Consider the following 16,346-nt stretch of genomic DNA (forward strand, 5'->3'; position numbering starts at 1 on the left):
TATCTATTTAATCAGGCATTATCATGACGCGTATCCCCAAATATCGGCACAAAAAAAGACCAAAATAACGATTCTGGTCTTTTGGTCTTATGCTTTTAGTATGACGCGATTATTGTACTCAATAATCTTATTTGTTCTTGTTGCGACGACCAGCAGTTTTCTTTTCACGCGGTGTGGCGACCAGCTCAGCCAACTGATCCGGTGATGACCATAGGCCTTCTAAGTCATAGAACTCACGCGCTTGTGGGGTCATGATATGAACGACAACCGCGCCCAAGTCAATCAGTGTCCAGTCAGAGTCGATACCGCCTTCGCGGCCAAGCGGCATAAAGCCCGCTTGTTTGACTTCAGCGCCGACGCTATCCGCCATCGCGCGTACATGACGTTTTGAGGTACCATCAGCGATGACGATACGCTCGGTGACGTCAGTTAAGTCTTCTACATTCATTACAGTGATGTTCTTTGCTTTCATATCATCTAGCGCGCTTTGTACAATGTTTAAGCACACGGTTAAGCGTTCTTCGGTCATGGTGTTGATCATAAATTTTAATCTCTTCAATCGTAACTATTAAAAATAAAGGGGTAAAACGTCAATTTGTCTGATTCGACTGATCATATGTCGTCAGTCACGTATAGAGACAGGATAGGCAAAATGACATAGATAAGGCGATTTTAACGGAATTGAGCAGCAGAATATAGCTGATGGGCGATAATATAGTGATAAACGGCAGGATTGAGCCATTTAGCTAATGAATTGGGGTGAGTATTGCTCATAATATCATTTATTGCTGCGATAGATGCGACTTGCCTGTCAGGGACGGGCATTTTATTTGTTTCAGTCGCCAATATGTGTAGTTGTTCGCGTATTTGCGTGCTTGATACGGCAGTGATCGGTCGCGTATCTATATAAATGCGTCCTTTCATAGCGCTTTTCAAGTCAGTGCCATCTGTTTCTAAGCTATCTACCAAGCATCGAGCAATTGGAGTGAATAGCTCAATCGGTGAGTCGGTTACATGTGATTGTAAAGGTAGCGGCAGTTGCGATTGCAAGGTTGCTAGATATTGCGAGGTCGATATAGGGTTTTCAAATGATGTCGCCCTGTCAGAAACTCTACCATTAATATGATCGCTATCCTCACGATTAAAGATCCACAGATTGACATAATCAGTGAGTCCTAACCCGTCTTTCCATTTATCCAAACTGCGCGCGCTGTCCATACCCATGATAAATATTAAACAGTCATAAGGGTACTGTTGTCTGAGTGCGCGTACAGTGTCGATTGTATAGACAGGCGGCGCTTGCCATAGCTCAAGCTCATTGACTTGTATCAGTGTGTCTTGTACTGCCAGCTTTAGCATGGCTAAGCGGTGTTTAGGGTCAGTGCTCTGCGTTTTAAATGGCGAGCGCGCATTGGGTAATAATGAAACGTGCAAGGGGCGGTTTTGCTGCTTTGCGATTGGCAACAAGTCCTGATAGGCGTGTAGAGCCACTTCTAGGTGACCATTATGTACCGGATCAAACGAGCCGCCAAGATAGGCACGGATGGCAGGGGCAGAGATCTTTTCGTGAGAGTTATTGCTCGTATTTGGCATAAATAAATGCAAATAAAAGAATGAGGTGCACGCTGTTTTTGGTACCTCTCATTCTTTTATTAGCTAACCTTTTTATATTAACTGAATCATAGCGCTATTGTAGAGGGCGGGCGAGTATCTGTCATCACTATCTATCACCACCTATAGTCAGTGAAAATTAATACCGCTACATTATGCACTGTTAAATCAATTTTTTTGCTTGCTGTGCTTGCGCAGACAGAGGCTGCAAAAATTGATATTAGCAGTACCGTATCGTTTTTGAGATACTTTGACTATACCACCACAGCACCAATAAAAAACCGACCATCATGATGATAGTCGGCGATATAACGGACTTTGATTGGCAAATCGTATAGCGATTAAATCAAATCACTATACGCTTGGATAGCGGTCAGCGCGATGGTATAGACGATATCATCAACGAGTGCGCCACGCGATAAGTCATTGACTGGCTTATTCAAACCTTGCAGCATCGGTCCAACGCTGATGACATTGGCGCTACGCTGCACCGCTTTATACGTGGTGTTACCAGTATTGAGATCAGGGAAAATAAAGACGTTGGCTTGACCTGCGACAGGAGAGTCAGGCGCTTTTTGTTTGCCCACACTCATGACCGAGGCGGCATCATATTGTAGTGGGCCATCGACTTTGAGGTTCGGCGCACGCTCACGGACGATTTGGGTGGCACGAGCGACTTTTTCGACATCCGCGCCTGCGCCTGATGAGCCCGTAGAATAGCTGATCATCGCGACTTTTGGATCGATACCAAAGGCAGCAGCAGACTGTGCCGATTGAATGGCAATTTCTGCCAACTCTTCAGCATTCGGATCAGGATTGATCGCACAGTCACCATAGACAACCACTTGCTCAGGCAACAGCATAAAGAACACGGACGATACGAGCGAGTACTGCGGCGCGGTTTTGATTAATTGAAACGCTGGGCGGACGGTGTTGGCAGTGGTGTGAATCGCGCCTGAGACTAGACCATCGACTTCATCGAGCTGGAGCATGATGGTGCCAAGATATACCGTGTCTTTTAGATATTCAGCGGCGACGTCTGCCCCAGTTTTACCTTTACGGCGCTCAACGACAGCAGCGATATATTTGCTCATATCAAGGGTGTCAGGGTCGATGATTTCTAGACCTTCTGGCAACGTCAAATCGCGATTCTTGGCGACTTGTTCGACATCGCTACGCTTAGCTAGCAGTACGCAATCAGCGATACCGCGGCTCTGACAGATACAGGCCGCTTCGACGGTACGTGGTTCAGAACCTTCTGGCAATACGATACGTTTTTTAGCGTGCTGTGATTTTTTGACCAACTGATGGCGAAAAGCCGATGGGGACAAGCGTGGCTCATGATTACGACTAAAGTATTCCTTAATCCAGCTCAAATCCAAATGCGCTGCTACGTAACGCGCTACTTCTTCCGCACGCTCAGTGTCATCACTTGGAATCTCTGAGCTCATATGGACAAGGCTCTGTACCGTTTGATAGCTGTCACTCTCGACGCTCATGATAGGGATGCCCGTTTTGAGCGCCGACTGCCACAGCTCCGTTACGGTCTCGCCTGGTAGGATACCACCTGTCAAGACCAATCCTGCCAGCGGAATACCATTGATACAGGCCAATCCTGCGGCCAGTAGCAAGTCATCGCGGTCACCAGGGACCACCATCAACGTACCACGTTTGAACACTTGATTGACACGAGCGACTGAGCGCGCCGTTAGACTGATGCGATTGATACGACGTGTTTTTGCTTCACCAACGTTAAGCCAAGTGGCATCAAGCTCGGTGGCAATGTCCCAAGTGCGCGGTACAGACAACGAATCGCTGAAGGGAACGACACCGATGAGGCGAAACGCGTCGGTATTGAACGAAGGCGATAGACGCTGCACTTCTTGCAAAAAGGTTGGATCTAAGCTGACGACCGCCTCACCCGGAGCGACTGGTTGATTTTCAAAGGTATTAGGCACGTCTTGTACCCGCATCAATATCACGCCAAGCGTACGCGCATCCATGACACCGCCGAACTCGCGCGCATGCACATCAAGCTTGTCCGCCAACGCCGCTGGTTGACCGATATCAGCGGCACCAACAAATATGATCTTGGCATCTAAAGCATGGGCGAGGGCGCGGTTGATTTGTGAAGCGTAAGAGGTCTCAGTGGTCGGCACCAGGCCTTCACAGATGATGACATCAGGGCCATCATCAATCGTATGATAATTGGCAATCACTTCTTCCATCAAATCATCAAGGTTGCCATCGCCCAACATCCGCTCGACGTGCTGACGGCTGATCGATTTGGGCGGCTTTAGACCAAAGGCATGCATGGTCAATGCGCTTGAGCTGTCTAAGCTGTGCTGCTTATCTAGGGTATCGTCTTGCAAAAACGGCTTCATAAAGCCCGCTTTGATACCGTTATAATCAAAGGCGCGAATCAGTCCAAGCGCGGCTGATGTCACACCGATACCGCGGCTAATGGGAACAAGTAAAATGGTCTGCATAGTGTATCCTACGGTTTATTTTATTATTAAGTTCAATTCATCCTTGGCAGAATGAGCAATGTGCTGAGTATGTACGCCATAGCCTTATAGCAAATGTTAATTATATAGATATGGCGTATCAAACACGCTCACGCTTATATTAAATTCAATGCCTGACGAGTCTCTTGAGCAATACGGCACTCTTCATCAGTTGGGACGACCCATAACTCGATACTGCTGTCATCTGCGTGGAAGCTGCCTTCTTTACCACGAACCAAACTGGCATTTTTGTCAGCATCTATTTTGATACCGAAATGACGCATCACTGCCAGGATTTTGGTACGTGTAATATCGGAGTTTTCACCGATACCGCCAGTAAAGACAATACCGGTAAACTCTGGTAGCGCACAGCTAAGGCTGGCCAGATATTTACCAGCACGATAGCAGAACATCTCGATAGCGAGCTTGGCATCTTCGTGACCTTCACTGGCTGCTTGCTCGATGGTACGCAAGTCGTTAGACAGTCCTGAGATACCAAGTAGGCCGCTGTCATTATTAAGCATTTTGTCGGTCTCTTCTAAGCTCATACCGAGCTGACGCTTCAGGTGCATGTGCAAGCTAGGATCCACATCGCCACTACGCGTACCCATCATAAGGCCCTCAAGTGGGGTCAGACCCATGCTGGTATCGAGACTTTTGCCATCGTATACTGCGGCGGCTGAGCAACCATTGCCTAGATGTGCTGTTAGCCAGCCATGCGGGCCTTTTGCCTCAGTGATTTGGCTGGTGCGTTCTGAGACGTAAGCATGTGATGTGCCATGGAAGCCATAGCGACGGATTTTATGTTCTTCGTATAGATATTTGGGTAGTGCATAGCGAAAAGCAACGGGCGGCATGGTTTGGTGAAAAGCGGTGTCAAACACTACCACTTGCGGCATATCAGGATAGATCGCCTGAACCGCTTCGATACCCAGTGCATTTGCAGGGTTGTGTAGCGGAGCTAATATTTTGAGACGCTTCACTTCTTCTAACGCATGCTCATCAACGCGAACGGCTTTGGAATATTCGCGGCCACCATGTACCACGCGGTGCCCAACGGCGATGAAGTGGTACTGCTCTAGTAGCTCAAGGATTTTTTGTAGCGCCAGCTTATGGCGACCACCAGGAATAGAGATTTCAAGTTTTTCACCTTTTAAGGTCGTGTGTTTAATACGGGCGGTATCGAGACCTAGGTTTTCGGCAAGACCGGTGATACGAGTAGAGTTGTCATCACTAATCAACGCGTATTTGATGGAAGACGAGCCACAGTTTAAAACCAAGGTTGGGCTGGTCAGGGTTGATGTTTCAGAGTTCTTATCATCAAAAGTGGTGGTTAGGCTGGCGCTCATACTCTATCCTTAGATTGGTTTTTATAGGTGGGTTTTTTTAGGTCGAAAATCATCATATCGTCAGATTACTATGATAAAAACGACACTGACATCGCATCGTGCTCATATTAAGGTGATGATAGATTGATCGTATTTAACACAAAATTAGCCATATCCATGCTGATCTATCAAACAAGTATATGATCGATCTTAGTCATACTGAGGCTGATGGTTGTATCTTATTACTATATAGCAGTACCGCTGAATCGTAGGCCTGAGCCTCAGCATAGCCGTAAGACCGCGGTATAATGTAACATATTTTTGTAGCTATACCGCGATAATGGTAAGGTTTAAAATTGGTGTCTATCAAGCGTTCAAAATATTGGTACATCTGTTATAGCTAGTGGCTCTTAGGTACTTTAGCCATTGGTTATTGGCTGTTGTAGAGCTGCCTTATGAATATCAAAAATTGTAAGAAATATTGTCCAAATTCCTATCAGACATGTTTTTATGCGCAAATTATCAAGCGACACCGTCAGTAAATTATGATGAAAGCATCAAATCAATCCCCACTATGAGCCAAATTTATTGACCAATGCTGTTCAGTATGCGTACAGCTTTGTGTCATAATGCTATGATTAAAACTTTGATATTGGCCATTTTTGGGCTGCCTTTTTCGCTCTTTATTTATTACGATTTTTAATCGCACTTACACCGCTACACGCTCACAGGTGATCCACTCTATGTCTACTATACTTCGCTCATCAGAAACTGGGTATATCGCCTTATGGAGACTTGCCAGTCGCCGCGCCATTATTACTTTAGTCATTGGCAGTGCGATGATGGTAGGGTTGTCAGGCTGCGGGCAAAAAGGCGCTTTGTACTTACCAAAGTCCAGTAGCCAAACGGTAAAGGGTAGCCCATCTGTACTAAATAGTACGAGCCATCCACAAGATGCCGCTTTTGCTGGTATTGATGATGATACCTATCAAAAAAATGACTATCTAGATGAACAGCAAATACTGCCCGAGCCGAGTACAGATCCTAACGATTATTAATGTTTATTCTTACCCTTGATACCCTGATTATATTAGAGATGTTTATATGAGTTATTCTGAACTACCTGCTGACGTAACCGATGTTGCTACTGGCGAATCTGTCACTATCCAAACTGAGCACGGTCTATATGTTGATCCTAAAGCGTTAAGCGCTCATCTGCCCGCGCTAAGCTATCGCGACGACGCGCTATATATGGAGCAGGTTAGTGTTGACGAGTTGGCAAAACAATATGGTACGCCATGCTATGTCTACTCAAAGCAGGCGATACTGGATGTTTATCAAGCCTATACCGATAGCTTTGCCAGTCTCGATCATCAGGTATGCTACGCGGTAAAAGCAAACTCGAATCTTGCGGTGCTTGGAGTGCTTGCGCAGGCAGGCGCTGGGTTTGATATCGTCTCTCGTGGTGAGCTGATGCGCGTACTGGCTGCAGGTGGCGCCGCGTCGCGCGTTGTATTCTCAGGTGTTGGCAAAACTTACGGCGATATCGAATACGCACTGACCCAAGGTATTGGCTGCTTTAACGTCGAGTCGATCAGTGAGCTGACCTTGATCAACGAGGTAGCGGCAGCACTGAATAAACGTGCGCCAATCTCATTACGCGTCAATCCAAATGTCGATGCCAAGACGCATCCGTATATCTCAACAGGTCTTAAAGACAACAAGTTTGGTATTACCCACGAAGACGCCTTAGCGGTCTATCAGCAAGCGGCGGATTTATCGCATATTGATATCGTTGGTATTGATTGTCACATTGGCTCGCAGTTGACGGAAGTCGCGCCGTTTGTCGCCGCACTAGATAAAGTCATTGAGCTGATACATAGCCTGCGCGATCATGGTATTGAGCTGCGTCATATTGATTTGGGTGGCGGTCTAGGCGTGCGTTATATTGATGAGACGCCCGTGTCTATCGATGAGTTTGCCGAGGCTTTATTACCAAAGCTTAGCGAGCTTGGTTTGACCGTATTCTTTGAGCCAGGTCGTAGTATCGTTGCCAATGCTGGTGTGCTATTGACGCAAGTCGATGTACTTAAGCCGACTGAGCATAAGAACTTTGCGATTGTCGATGCTGCGATGAATGACCTGATTCGTCCTGCTTTATATCAAGCTGAAATGGCCGTGATTCCAAGTACATTACCGAGCGATGGTATTGATACAAATGGTACAAAGCCGTGGGACATCGTTGGCGCGATTTGTGAGACAGGGGATTTTTTAGCAAAAGACCGCTTACTGTCATTAGAGGCAGGAGCTGTCTTGGCAGTGACGGGCGCAGGGGCTTATGGCTTTACTATGAGTAGTAATTACAACTCGCGTCCGCGTGCCAGCGAAGTGATGGTATCAGGCAATAACCATCAGCTCATCCGCAAACGTGAAACGGTTGAAGTATTGTATGCTGACGAAATACTGTGGCAGGATAAATAAAGCCGCCAACCCGCCAACACTGACACTGTTTTTGCATAATAAATAAAACCCACCGTGATAATAACGGTGGGTTTTTTATGGCAAACTCGAATGGGGTATATCGAGTTTGAGGTATAACGATAAGTTAGTATTTGATAGCGGTGATAATTATGATTGTATCTGACAGCGTGCTAATATAAGCCATACATAAAAATAGGATAGGACATCAAAGATATGCTAATAGAATTTACTAAAATGCATGGGCTGGGCAATGATTTTATGGTTATCGATTTGGTGACCCAGCGCTTAGATTTGAGCAAGGAGTTGGTAGCGTTATTGGGAGATCGCCACCTAGGTATTGGCTTTGATCAACTGCTTGTGGTCGAGCCACCGATGCGCCCCGATGTTGATTTTAGTTACCGTATTTTTAACACCGATGGCACCGAGGTGGAGCAATGCGGCAATGGTGCGCGCTGTTTCGCCCGTTTTGTGCAAGCACGTAAACTGTCATTTAAGCAGCGGCTACGGGTTGAGACGGCGAGCGGCATTATCTCTTTGACCACTGATCGGTTTGGTTGGGTAGAGGTTGATATGGGTAAGCCCAAGTTTGAGCCAAATGAGATTCCCTTTAGCCCAAGAGCCACGACCAAAATCCAAAACACTTATCACCTCGATGTCAATGGCACACCTGTACAGCTATATGTCGCTAATATGGGCAACCCACATGCCGTTATCAAAGTTGATGACGTGCTTGACGCTGAGGTTGAGACGTTAGGCAAGGCCATTGAGTCCCATCCAGCGTTCCCAGATCGCGTCAACGTGGGCTTTATGCAAGTGATGAACCAGCGTCATATTCGTCTGCGTGTGTATGAGCGCGGCGTGGGCGAGACGCAAGCTTGCGGCACGGGCGCCTGTGCAGCAGTTGCAGTCGGTATAAGAGAGGGCTGGCTCGATGAAGGCGAAGAGGTGCGCGCGCAGCTCTATGGTGGCAGCTTGATCATCAAGTGGCAGCCAGGCTATTCAGTTATGATGACAGGTCCGACTGCTTTTGTTTATGAAGGAGTCTTTAGTCCAGATGGTTTGATGGCGCAAGCAGGTATTAAGCCAAGTTCTGAAGGCTGATATCTGTCGTTAGAAAAATGATATCAATAACATGGGTGCTTCTGATATGGTTATGTCCACTCATCAAGACGGTCAGACAACGCAAACGGCACCTTGGCTATCAGCTGAGCTGGCGGCGAATATAGAGTCAGATGCCGCGCTACGAGCGTTATTAGCACCTGTCCATCGTTGGCTCAATACGCTGTCTGTGCGTAATCACTCGCCGCATACGCTGACCGCTTATTTTGCTGGCTTAAACCAACTGGCACTGTTCTTACGCGGTAAGCGTCTGACGTGGACGCGTTGTGATAAGCGCCAACTGGCTCAGCATATTAGTCAGCGTCTCGATGAAGACAAGCTTGCGCTTGCTAGCGTTCAGCAAGAGCTGTCAGCGATTCGGCATTTTTATGGTTGGCTCATAGAGGAGGATTTGGCGCGTATTAATCCAACGACCGGCTATCAGCTCAAGCGTAGCCCTAGACCATTACCCTCTATCGCTGATGTGGATTTATTGACGCAGTTACTCGATCAACAAATCCCTGATACGCCAGAGCAGGCGCGCTTGTGGTTGCGTGATAAAGCCATGTTTGAGCTGCTCTATAGTAGTGGTCTACGTGTCGGCGAGCTGGTCGCACTTGATATAGCAGATGTGGACTTGTCGGATTTGCGGGTGCGAGTCACTGGTAAGGGTAATAAAACCCGCTTAGTGCCATTAGGCACAAAAGCAGCAGAAGCGATAACACGCTATCTACCGCATCGCAATCTATGGGTCGAACAGATGGACAGCGCCTTGTTCATTAGCGAAAAACTCGGCACCAGACTATCGACGCGAGCAGTACAGCAGCGTCTAAAAGTTGCGGCGACTCGCGCAGGTATTGCGCAAAACATGTATCCACATCTACTGCGTCATTGCTTTGCCTCACACATGCTGTCAGGTAGTGGTGACTTGCGTGCCGTGCAGGAGATGTTAGGACATAGCGATATCAGTACCACGCAAATTTACACCCACGTTGATTTTGCCAAATTAACACAAGTCTATGATCGCGCCCATCCACGAGCCACCCACACTCAAAATGATGAAAGTCCTACCTAATTGAGTAATCTACGGTTTAAGCAATCTATGTTACTTCTTAAGTTATGCCAAACGATGACAATCAAAGATAGGTAATTTCTGTCGACCTTGCGCTTGAGCTTGCTTGTCTAATGATGCCATGACGATGGCGTATCCTTTATCTATGTGAGATGTCGTAGACAGATTTAGCTCACTGCTATCATGGCTCGCAATAACGCTGCCATCAAAAGCAGTAATGGTAGTATGTCCCCACGTCTGGCGAGTATTGCCATCTTTATATGCATGATCGCCGCCCTGTGCTGCACCGATCACCATGCACTGACTGTCCAAAGCACGTGCCTGTAACAATAGCGACCAATGCGCCTGTCCCGTTAGATAAGTAAAAGCAGATGGTGCGCTTAATATATCAGCACCTGCTTGACGTAAGCGCTGCGCTAGAGCAGGAAAGCGCAAATCAAAACAGACCATCATACCCAACTGATAGACAGCGCCTTCTGACTCAAGAGGCGCAACCACGGTCTGCGTGCCCGGCTCAAACGTCGCCGCTTCATTGTAGCTGCCTTGCTTGTCGGCCACGGTCGCGGTGAACAGATGAATTTTATCGTATCGTGCCACTCGCGACCCGTCTGGCGCAAACAATTGACTGACTTGGCGCAGCCGACCATCAGGAACGACCATGCCATCAGGCCGATAAGGGCAAGGCAGTGAGCCTGCCAGTAGATATATATTATGAGTGCGGGCATACTCTGCCATCGTCGCTGATAGCGCGTCAAAACGCTCTGCAGTCGCAAACTGCTGGCCCATGCTACAGCAGTTTTCAGGTACGACAACGAGTTCAGCACCTTGCGATTTAGCATCAATGATCGCCGCTTTTATATTCGCTAAATTGCTATCGATGTCTTGCTGGCTGTTCATTTGAATGGCAGCTGTGCTAAATTGAGAGGGCATTGTTGTGTCAGTCATGACAATATTCTCCGTGACGGGTAAGTCTTGATGGCTGCTCATGACAATTTTTTATGACGTTTTTTATTATAAAATGTTGATGACGCTGAACAAACCATTCATAGTTATCGGTTGGTTATTAAGGCAAACATGCTAAATTTGTATCACAAACATACCAATCGTATCTGGATAGGATATAAATTAACGTAGCAAAATTGTGATAAAAAATGCTATCGTCATGTTCTGTTAAGGTGACATCATCGCCTTAATTGGCAAAATAAATACAATATGACCAAGACTGGAGTGTAATAAGCCGCCCATGAGTATGTCATTCGGATTGGCGAGCACGCTAAGTACCTCACAAAAACTGACACCGCAAATGCAGCAAGCCATTAAATTGCTGCAGCTCTCTAGTCTTGAGCTTGCACAAGAGGTTCAAGCCAAACTGGATAGTAATCCGCTGCTTGAACGTATCGAAGAGGATGATGACGAGTACGAGACTAACCGTGACGATAGAGCAGATGAGCTGAGCGAGTCATTAACACTTGATAGCTGGAACCAAAGCAGCAGTGACGCATCTAGCGCAGGATCTGATAACCATACAGACTATGGTGACGATAGCACTGACAGCTGGGAGAAACTGCAGCAATCTAGTATTGATGATGGAGCGATGGATAGTGATAGCAGTTTTGACACTGATAGCTTCGATGCTAGCAGCTTTGATACAGGTAACTATGCTTCTGCCTCCACAGGTTCTGGTAGCAGTAGAGCGGATGAGGATTTTGATAGTTATCAGGGCGGTACTTCGTCGACTATCCAAGATCACGTACGTTGGCAGCTCAACTTTAAGCGCCTATCAGAAGCGGACACCCTGATTGCAGAGTATTTGATGGACTCTATGGATGACATGGGATTCATACGAATTGATATCGATGAGCTGCTACAGAGCTTTGATACCATGGCCAACTTTTATCAGTGGGATGAACGCGTTGAGTACGACGAGGTCATGGCCGTATTGCGTATGATCCAATCTTGCGATCCGATTGGCGTTGGCGCACGTCATTTGAGTGAGTGCCTAGCGATTCAGTTATCCAAGCTAGACGCCAATACTGCATATCTCAAAGAAGCAAAAGCGCTGCTAACAGCCGGCGAGCTTTTGGTGAGTAACAATATCAAAGCGCTGACTGAACGGACAGGCCTTGCCCCTGAGAACATCACCCCTGCGCTTAACTTACTGCGCACCTTAAACCCTTCACCCGGATTACTCTTTCAGATCAACCAGCCTGATTATACCCAGCAGCCCGACAGTTACGACATTCCAGATGTATTAGTCACACCCATTAGGAGTCGTAAAGCCACTGCCAATACTGAGGCATTAGAAGACGGTTGGCATGTACGCCTCAATCCTGACACCTTGCCGAAGCTGCGAGTAAACCAAGAATATGCCAATTTAGTCAAACGCGGTGATGACAGTCCTGATAATCAATACCTGCGTGAAAACCTCACCGATGCGCGCCTCTTTATCCGCAGTATTGAGGAGCGCAATCAAAACCTATTAAAGGTAGCCACTAGCATTGTGCGTTATCAGCAGGAGTTTTTGCAGCACGGTGCGACGGCCATGCAGCCCCTTATTCTAAAGGCAATCGCAGAAGAAGTAAATCTACACGAGTCCACCGTTTCACGTCTCACGACCAGTAAGACGATTTTGACACCGCAAGGACTATTTTCACTAAAGCACTTTTTTTCTTCTCACGTCAGCAGTTCGGATGGCGATATCTCATCAACGGCCATCAGTGCCATGATTAAAAAGCTCATCGCTGATGAAGATCCCAAAAAACCGCTATCGGATAGCCGTATTCAAAAAGAATTATTGGCAGACGGTATCGATATTGCCAGAAGAACTGTTGCCAAATATCGTGAAGCCATGAATATTGGCTCATCTACTCAGCGCAAACAGAAGTATTAATCGTTTAAATACAGCCATGTGCAACAATTTTGAGTAATCATTGATATTTCTGTGGCAAGATATAAAAAATAAAATTTTTTGATTATATAGAAACATGATGGAAACAACAGCTATTGTTACACTTAATTACAATTTAACGTCTTGCTACTATCCCTCTTTCATGACAAATTAGAGTCATACCAACAACGAAATCTAAGTGCCAATCTATAGTATTTACTTGTAATGAATAAAGGAGACGATAAAGGGATACGTCGAAATCTTACTAGAGGCATTAGATAAATTATTGGTAAGGCAGGATGATAAGAGCAGGAATGCGACTTCATCTGTTGAATGTAAGTTACAAATACAAGGACAATAATATGAATGTTTCTATCAGTGGTCACCATATCAGTGTTACCGAAGCTATGGACACAGCAGTTCGTGAAAAGCTTGAAAAAGTAGAGCGACACTTTGATCAGATACAGAGTATTAAAGTGATATTATCGTTAGACAATAGTGGCGCAAGTGATGGCGGTAAAAAAAGTCATAAAGCTGAAGCAATTATGCGCGTCTCAGGTCAAGAAATGTTTGTCCAAGCCTTAGAAGATGATATGTATAAAGCCATTAATGAGATGGCAGACAAACTTGATAGACAAGTACGTAAGTACAAGACCCGTCAAGAGCGCAAAAAGACTCAGGGTGCTGGGCGTGATGAGCGCTATCAAGACACCACGCCTGCTGAAGCAGTACCAGCAGCTTAATCATAGGTTTGAATAACGTTGATTAAGTGGGTAATCAGATCATCAAGAGCGTCTGAACGAGCTAAAAAATAAGAAATTTGACAAACAGCTATTTCATTCATTGGTGATCTATAAAAGAAAAAAGACCTCGAACGTTTGACACGTTGAGGTCTTTTTTAGTACGTCTCTAATGATGCGGTTAAGAGTTCATAATTAATAAAAACTAATGACAGACTGAAATATAAAAAATTAGCCTCCGCCCACAGCCTGTACGACTTCTATATTCATACCTTCTACAATACGCAATTGAGCCAGCTCACTCTTTGGTGTTAGCTCACCATCTACTTCAACGGCATAGCGTCCTTGACTGAGTCCAAGTTCATTGATGACTAATTGCACTGTCTGATGAGTGGTTTGTAAGTTTTTACCATTAACACTAATGGTGCTCATATAAAATCCTCCTTAATAATTTGAGATTCCTTGTAGTAACGGTCCTATAAGTATTAGTCGCAATATAGGTGCTTTGAATCTTATAGGCGACTATTTGTATCTATACTCATAATATCAATCAATCTTCGGCAGGTATGAGTAAAATGGATTAATCCATTGAGTTCTCAAGTCGAAATGTAGAGATAGCAAGCCATAACCAACCTGCAATCATAAGAACCCCGCCAATGGGCGTAATCGCGCCAAACCAGCGCGGTGCTCCAAGCGTCATGGCATATAGACTACCGGCAAATATAATAATACCGGTTTGCAATAACCAAGCCGTAGCTTGAGTGGTATATTTTAAGCGTATCAGTAATCCCACAACTAATAGACCCAGCGCATGTATGAACAAATACAGCGTCGCAGTATGCCACCATTCAAGTTGTTGCACATTTACGACGCCCTTCAAACCATGCGCACCAAATGCACCCAAAGCGACAGCGATGGCCATATTAATCGCGGCAATACCGATCCAATTTAACATGACAACACTCGTCTTTTTTTGATGCTATTGAATATCATCAGGTAAAATCACGCTATCAATGGTCATGGCATCGCGGATTTTGTCCATCGCGTTTTTTTCGATCTGACGGACGCGTTCAGCGGATATAGAGTAAACTGCGGCCAGCTCGTGCAAAGTGGATTTTTGCTCAGAGAGCCAGCGCTGCTCGACGATATCACGTGAGCGATCGTCTAATGTCCCCATAGCCGCGATGAGGGCAGACGAGTTATTTTCTTCCCAGTCTTCTTCTTCTAGCTGCTCAGCTGGGTCAATGCCATCTTCCAAAAACAGCTGCGGTGCATAGCGACCGTCATCATCGTCGCTGGATTGCGCTTCAAATGAGGCGTCATAAGAGGTCAGACGCGACTCCATCTCGAGCACTTGCTTGCGCGTGACATTCAAATCTTTGGCAATCGCGTCTGCTTCTTCTAGCGTGAGCTGATTATTGGTTTTCTTTAAACTACGTAAATTAAAGAATAACTTGCGATGTGCTTTGGTGGTCGCGACTTTTACGATACGCCAGTTACGGATGACAAATTCGTGAATTTCAGCTTTGATCCAATGTACGGCAAAAGACACTAAGCGCACGCCTTTATTCGGATCAAACCGTTTGACCGCCTTCATTAATCCCAAATTGCCTTCTTGAATTAAGTCGGCTTGAGGCAAACCATAACCTGAGTAGCTACGTGCAATATGAATGACAAAGCGCAGATGCGACATCACCAGCAGACGCGCTGCCTCAACATCGCCCTCATCATAATAGCGATGGGCCAATTCTTGCTCTTGTACAGGCGTTAAGATCGGAATTTGATGCACAGTATTGATGTAGGCGCCCAGATTAACCCCCGGCGCTGCCAAATGGGTTGGCATTGCTGGCACCAAATCGCGCGTACTGGTATTGCCTAATGTACTGGCATCATAAGGTGGGCGCTGAGCTGCGGCTTTTAGTGCCGCATCGCGCGCATCGTTTTTTATAGGAGCTGTGCTGTCTTTTTTATTCGCATTCGCAGCATCAGAAGTAGTAGTAGCCATATTCTTGACCTTGGTTAAATAGTTAAGCAAATAGTCAGATAAAAATCTCTATAGTTGTAATTGTAAAGGACAGCAGCGTTTAGTTGCTATCAGTTTTGGTAATGATGAAGTGATATATTGTAGCGAAACGCTGCAATGATGTGCTATTGCCTGACAAATCAGTAACTTCGTTGACGATTAACGCTAAGTAGTCGCCCGTTTGTGTTTGCTGACTCTGACGACAAAACGCTGTGATATCAGCTTGTGAGTTGGGATCCGTCGCGACCACATATAATGAGTCACCAGCGGCTACATCGCGTAACGCAACCTTGGTTTTCAGCAGTGGCATTGGGCATGCAAGCCCGCGACCGTCGACGAAACGCTTGATATTTAGTAAAGGTTGCTCTTCATCTATTTTCGTCTCAGTGCCAACATCTGGGCCACCATTCTCTACTGGCAACAAGTCTAACAGATGATTGATCTCTTGCTGTTCTGGATCGGATAAGCTCGCTGATAAGTAAATAGAGTGTGATGCACGTTTGATGGGTAATTGGCTATCAGCGGACATAATACAAACCTTACAAGTATCAGTATTTCGGTTTCTTTATCAAAAAAGGCTCTAACAATTATTTTTGAAT

Annotated in this window: 15 protein-coding genes; 6 read left to right on the top strand and 9 right to left on the bottom strand. The window is 45.9% G+C overall.

What is annotated here, in order from left to right:
* Positions 1 to 127 precede the first annotated feature (127 nt).
* The 4 genes from rsfS to B3V51_RS02035 all read right to left on the bottom strand — a co-directional run bounded on the left by rsfS (position 128) and on the right by B3V51_RS02035 (position 5,467).
* Positions 128 to 541 carry a ribosome silencing factor gene (gene rsfS, locus B3V51_RS02020; RefSeq protein WP_071002442.1) on the bottom strand — a complete coding sequence of 138 codons (414 nt, stop codon included), beginning with the start codon at positions 539 to 541 and terminating at the stop codon, positions 128 to 130.
* A gap of 131 nt (positions 542 to 672) precedes the next feature.
* The gene (locus B3V51_RS02025) at positions 673 to 1,593 is read right to left on the bottom strand and encodes a nicotinate-nicotinamide nucleotide adenylyltransferase (protein WP_212563986.1); all 921 of its coding nucleotides are present in this window, start codon (positions 1,591 to 1,593) and stop codon (positions 673 to 675) included.
* Positions 1,594 to 1,952: 359 nt separating this feature from the next.
* On the bottom strand, positions 1,953 to 4,100 hold the full coding sequence (pta, locus tag B3V51_RS02030; RefSeq protein WP_212563985.1) for a phosphate acetyltransferase: 2,148 nt from the start codon (positions 4,098 to 4,100) through the stop codon (positions 1,953 to 1,955).
* 134 nt (positions 4,101 to 4,234) lie between these two features.
* Positions 4,235 to 5,467 (bottom strand): acetate/propionate family kinase, encoded by a 1,233-nt coding sequence (locus B3V51_RS02035; protein WP_186475215.1) that lies wholly within the window; start codon positions 5,465 to 5,467, stop codon positions 4,235 to 4,237.
* 722 nt (positions 5,468 to 6,189) lie between these two features.
* On the opposite strand from B3V51_RS02035, the gene lptM reads away from it, so the two are divergent.
* The 4 genes from lptM to B3V51_RS02055 all read left to right on the top strand — a co-directional run bounded on the left by lptM (position 6,190) and on the right by B3V51_RS02055 (position 10,100).
* The gene (gene lptM, locus B3V51_RS02040; RefSeq protein WP_071002432.1) at positions 6,190 to 6,504 is read left to right on the top strand and encodes an LPS translocon maturation chaperone LptM; all 315 of its coding nucleotides are present in this window, start codon (positions 6,190 to 6,192) and stop codon (positions 6,502 to 6,504) included.
* A 46-nt stretch (positions 6,505 to 6,550) separates the two neighbouring features.
* On the top strand, positions 6,551 to 7,927 hold the full coding sequence (gene lysA, locus B3V51_RS02045; protein WP_212563984.1) for a diaminopimelate decarboxylase: 1,377 nt from the start codon (positions 6,551 to 6,553) through the stop codon (positions 7,925 to 7,927).
* Between the two features lie 213 nt (positions 7,928 to 8,140).
* Entirely contained in the window at positions 8,141 to 9,028 is an 888-nt protein-coding gene (gene dapF / locus B3V51_RS02050; protein ID WP_093067369.1) for a diaminopimelate epimerase, read from the top strand.
* Positions 9,029 to 9,080: 52 nt separating this feature from the next.
* Positions 9,081 to 10,100, top strand: a complete 1,020-nt coding sequence (locus B3V51_RS02055) for a tyrosine recombinase XerC (RefSeq protein WP_286707870.1) — start codon at positions 9,081 to 9,083, stop codon at positions 10,098 to 10,100.
* A 42-nt stretch (positions 10,101 to 10,142) separates the two neighbouring features.
* Here the strand turns inward: B3V51_RS02055 and B3V51_RS02060 are convergent, their stop codons facing one another.
* Complete coding sequence (locus B3V51_RS02060) at positions 10,143 to 11,042, bottom strand: nitrilase-related carbon-nitrogen hydrolase (RefSeq protein WP_286707871.1); 900 nt, start codon at positions 11,040 to 11,042, stop codon at positions 10,143 to 10,145.
* A 298-nt stretch (positions 11,043 to 11,340) separates the two neighbouring features.
* Here B3V51_RS02060 and rpoN point away from each other — a divergent pair, with 298 nt between their 5' ends.
* Both rpoN and hpf read left to right on the top strand, forming a co-directional pair.
* Entirely contained in the window at positions 11,341 to 12,987 is a 1,647-nt protein-coding gene (rpoN, locus tag B3V51_RS02065) for an RNA polymerase factor sigma-54 (protein ID WP_212563982.1), read from the top strand.
* Between the two features lie 359 nt (positions 12,988 to 13,346).
* Entirely contained in the window at positions 13,347 to 13,727 is a 381-nt protein-coding gene (hpf, locus tag B3V51_RS02070) for a ribosome hibernation-promoting factor, HPF/YfiA family (protein WP_071002423.1), read from the top strand.
* 228 nt (positions 13,728 to 13,955) lie between these two features.
* On the opposite strand, the gene thiS is transcribed toward hpf, so the two are convergent.
* From thiS to B3V51_RS02090, 4 genes are all read right to left on the bottom strand, one after another.
* Positions 13,956 to 14,156, bottom strand: a complete 201-nt coding sequence (gene thiS, locus B3V51_RS02075) for a sulfur carrier protein ThiS (protein ID WP_058025626.1) — start codon at positions 14,154 to 14,156, stop codon at positions 13,956 to 13,958.
* Between the two features lie 148 nt (positions 14,157 to 14,304).
* Positions 14,305 to 14,679, bottom strand: a complete 375-nt coding sequence (locus tag B3V51_RS02080; protein ID WP_212563981.1) for a DUF423 domain-containing protein — start codon at positions 14,677 to 14,679, stop codon at positions 14,305 to 14,307.
* A 24-nt stretch (positions 14,680 to 14,703) separates the two neighbouring features.
* Positions 14,704 to 15,567, bottom strand: coding sequence for an RNA polymerase sigma factor RpoH (gene rpoH, locus B3V51_RS02085; protein WP_201587611.1), 864 nt, complete (start codon positions 15,565 to 15,567; stop codon positions 14,704 to 14,706).
* Between the two features lie 241 nt (positions 15,568 to 15,808).
* Positions 15,809 to 16,276, bottom strand: a complete 468-nt coding sequence (locus tag B3V51_RS02090) for a sulfurtransferase TusA family protein (protein ID WP_071002420.1) — start codon at positions 16,274 to 16,276, stop codon at positions 15,809 to 15,811.
* Positions 16,277 to 16,346: the final 70 nt, after the last annotated feature.

The sequence above is a fragment of the Psychrobacter sp. UBA2514 genome, from assembly GCF_002341255.1.
In the GTDB taxonomy this organism is placed as follows: Bacteria; Pseudomonadota; Gammaproteobacteria; order Pseudomonadales; family Moraxellaceae; genus Psychrobacter; species Psychrobacter pacificensis.

What these genes read in the sequence shown, in the direction of transcription:
- rsfS (WP_071002442.1), bottom strand. Translation starts at nt 541, where the DNA reads ATGATCAACACCATGACCGAAGAACGCTTAACCGTGTGCTTAAACATT.
- B3V51_RS02025 (WP_212563986.1), bottom strand. Translation starts at nt 1,593, where the DNA reads ATGCCAAATACGAGCAATAACTCTCACGAAAAGATCTCTGCCCCTGCC.
- pta (WP_212563985.1), bottom strand. Translation starts at nt 4,100, where the DNA reads ATGCAGACCATTTTACTTGTTCCCATTAGCCGCGGTATCGGTGTGACA.
- B3V51_RS02035 (WP_186475215.1), bottom strand. Translation starts at nt 5,467, where the DNA reads ATGAGCGCCAGCCTAACCACCACTTTTGATGATAAGAACTCTGAAACA.
- lptM (WP_071002432.1), top strand. Translation starts at nt 6,190, where the DNA reads ATGTCTACTATACTTCGCTCATCAGAAACTGGGTATATCGCCTTATGG.
- lysA (WP_212563984.1), top strand. Translation starts at nt 6,551, where the DNA reads ATGAGTTATTCTGAACTACCTGCTGACGTAACCGATGTTGCTACTGGC.
- dapF (WP_093067369.1), top strand. Translation starts at nt 8,141, where the DNA reads ATGCTAATAGAATTTACTAAAATGCATGGGCTGGGCAATGATTTTATG.
- B3V51_RS02055 (WP_286707870.1), top strand. Translation starts at nt 9,081, where the DNA reads ATGTCCACTCATCAAGACGGTCAGACAACGCAAACGGCACCTTGGCTA.
- B3V51_RS02060 (WP_286707871.1), bottom strand. Translation starts at nt 11,042, where the DNA reads ATGACTGACACAACAATGCCCTCTCAATTTAGCACAGCTGCCATTCAA.
- rpoN (WP_212563982.1), top strand. Translation starts at nt 11,341, where the DNA reads ATGAGTATGTCATTCGGATTGGCGAGCACGCTAAGTACCTCACAAAAA.
- hpf (WP_071002423.1), top strand. Translation starts at nt 13,347, where the DNA reads ATGAATGTTTCTATCAGTGGTCACCATATCAGTGTTACCGAAGCTATG.
- thiS (WP_058025626.1), bottom strand. Translation starts at nt 14,156, where the DNA reads ATGAGCACCATTAGTGTTAATGGTAAAAACTTACAAACCACTCATCAG.
- B3V51_RS02080 (WP_212563981.1), bottom strand. Translation starts at nt 14,679, where the DNA reads ATGTTAAATTGGATCGGTATTGCCGCGATTAATATGGCCATCGCTGTC.
- rpoH (WP_201587611.1), bottom strand. Translation starts at nt 15,567, where the DNA reads ATGCCAACCCATTTGGCAGCGCCGGGGGTTAATCTGGGCGCCTACATC.
- B3V51_RS02090 (WP_071002420.1), bottom strand. Translation starts at nt 16,276, where the DNA reads ATGTCCGCTGATAGCCAATTACCCATCAAACGTGCATCACACTCTATT.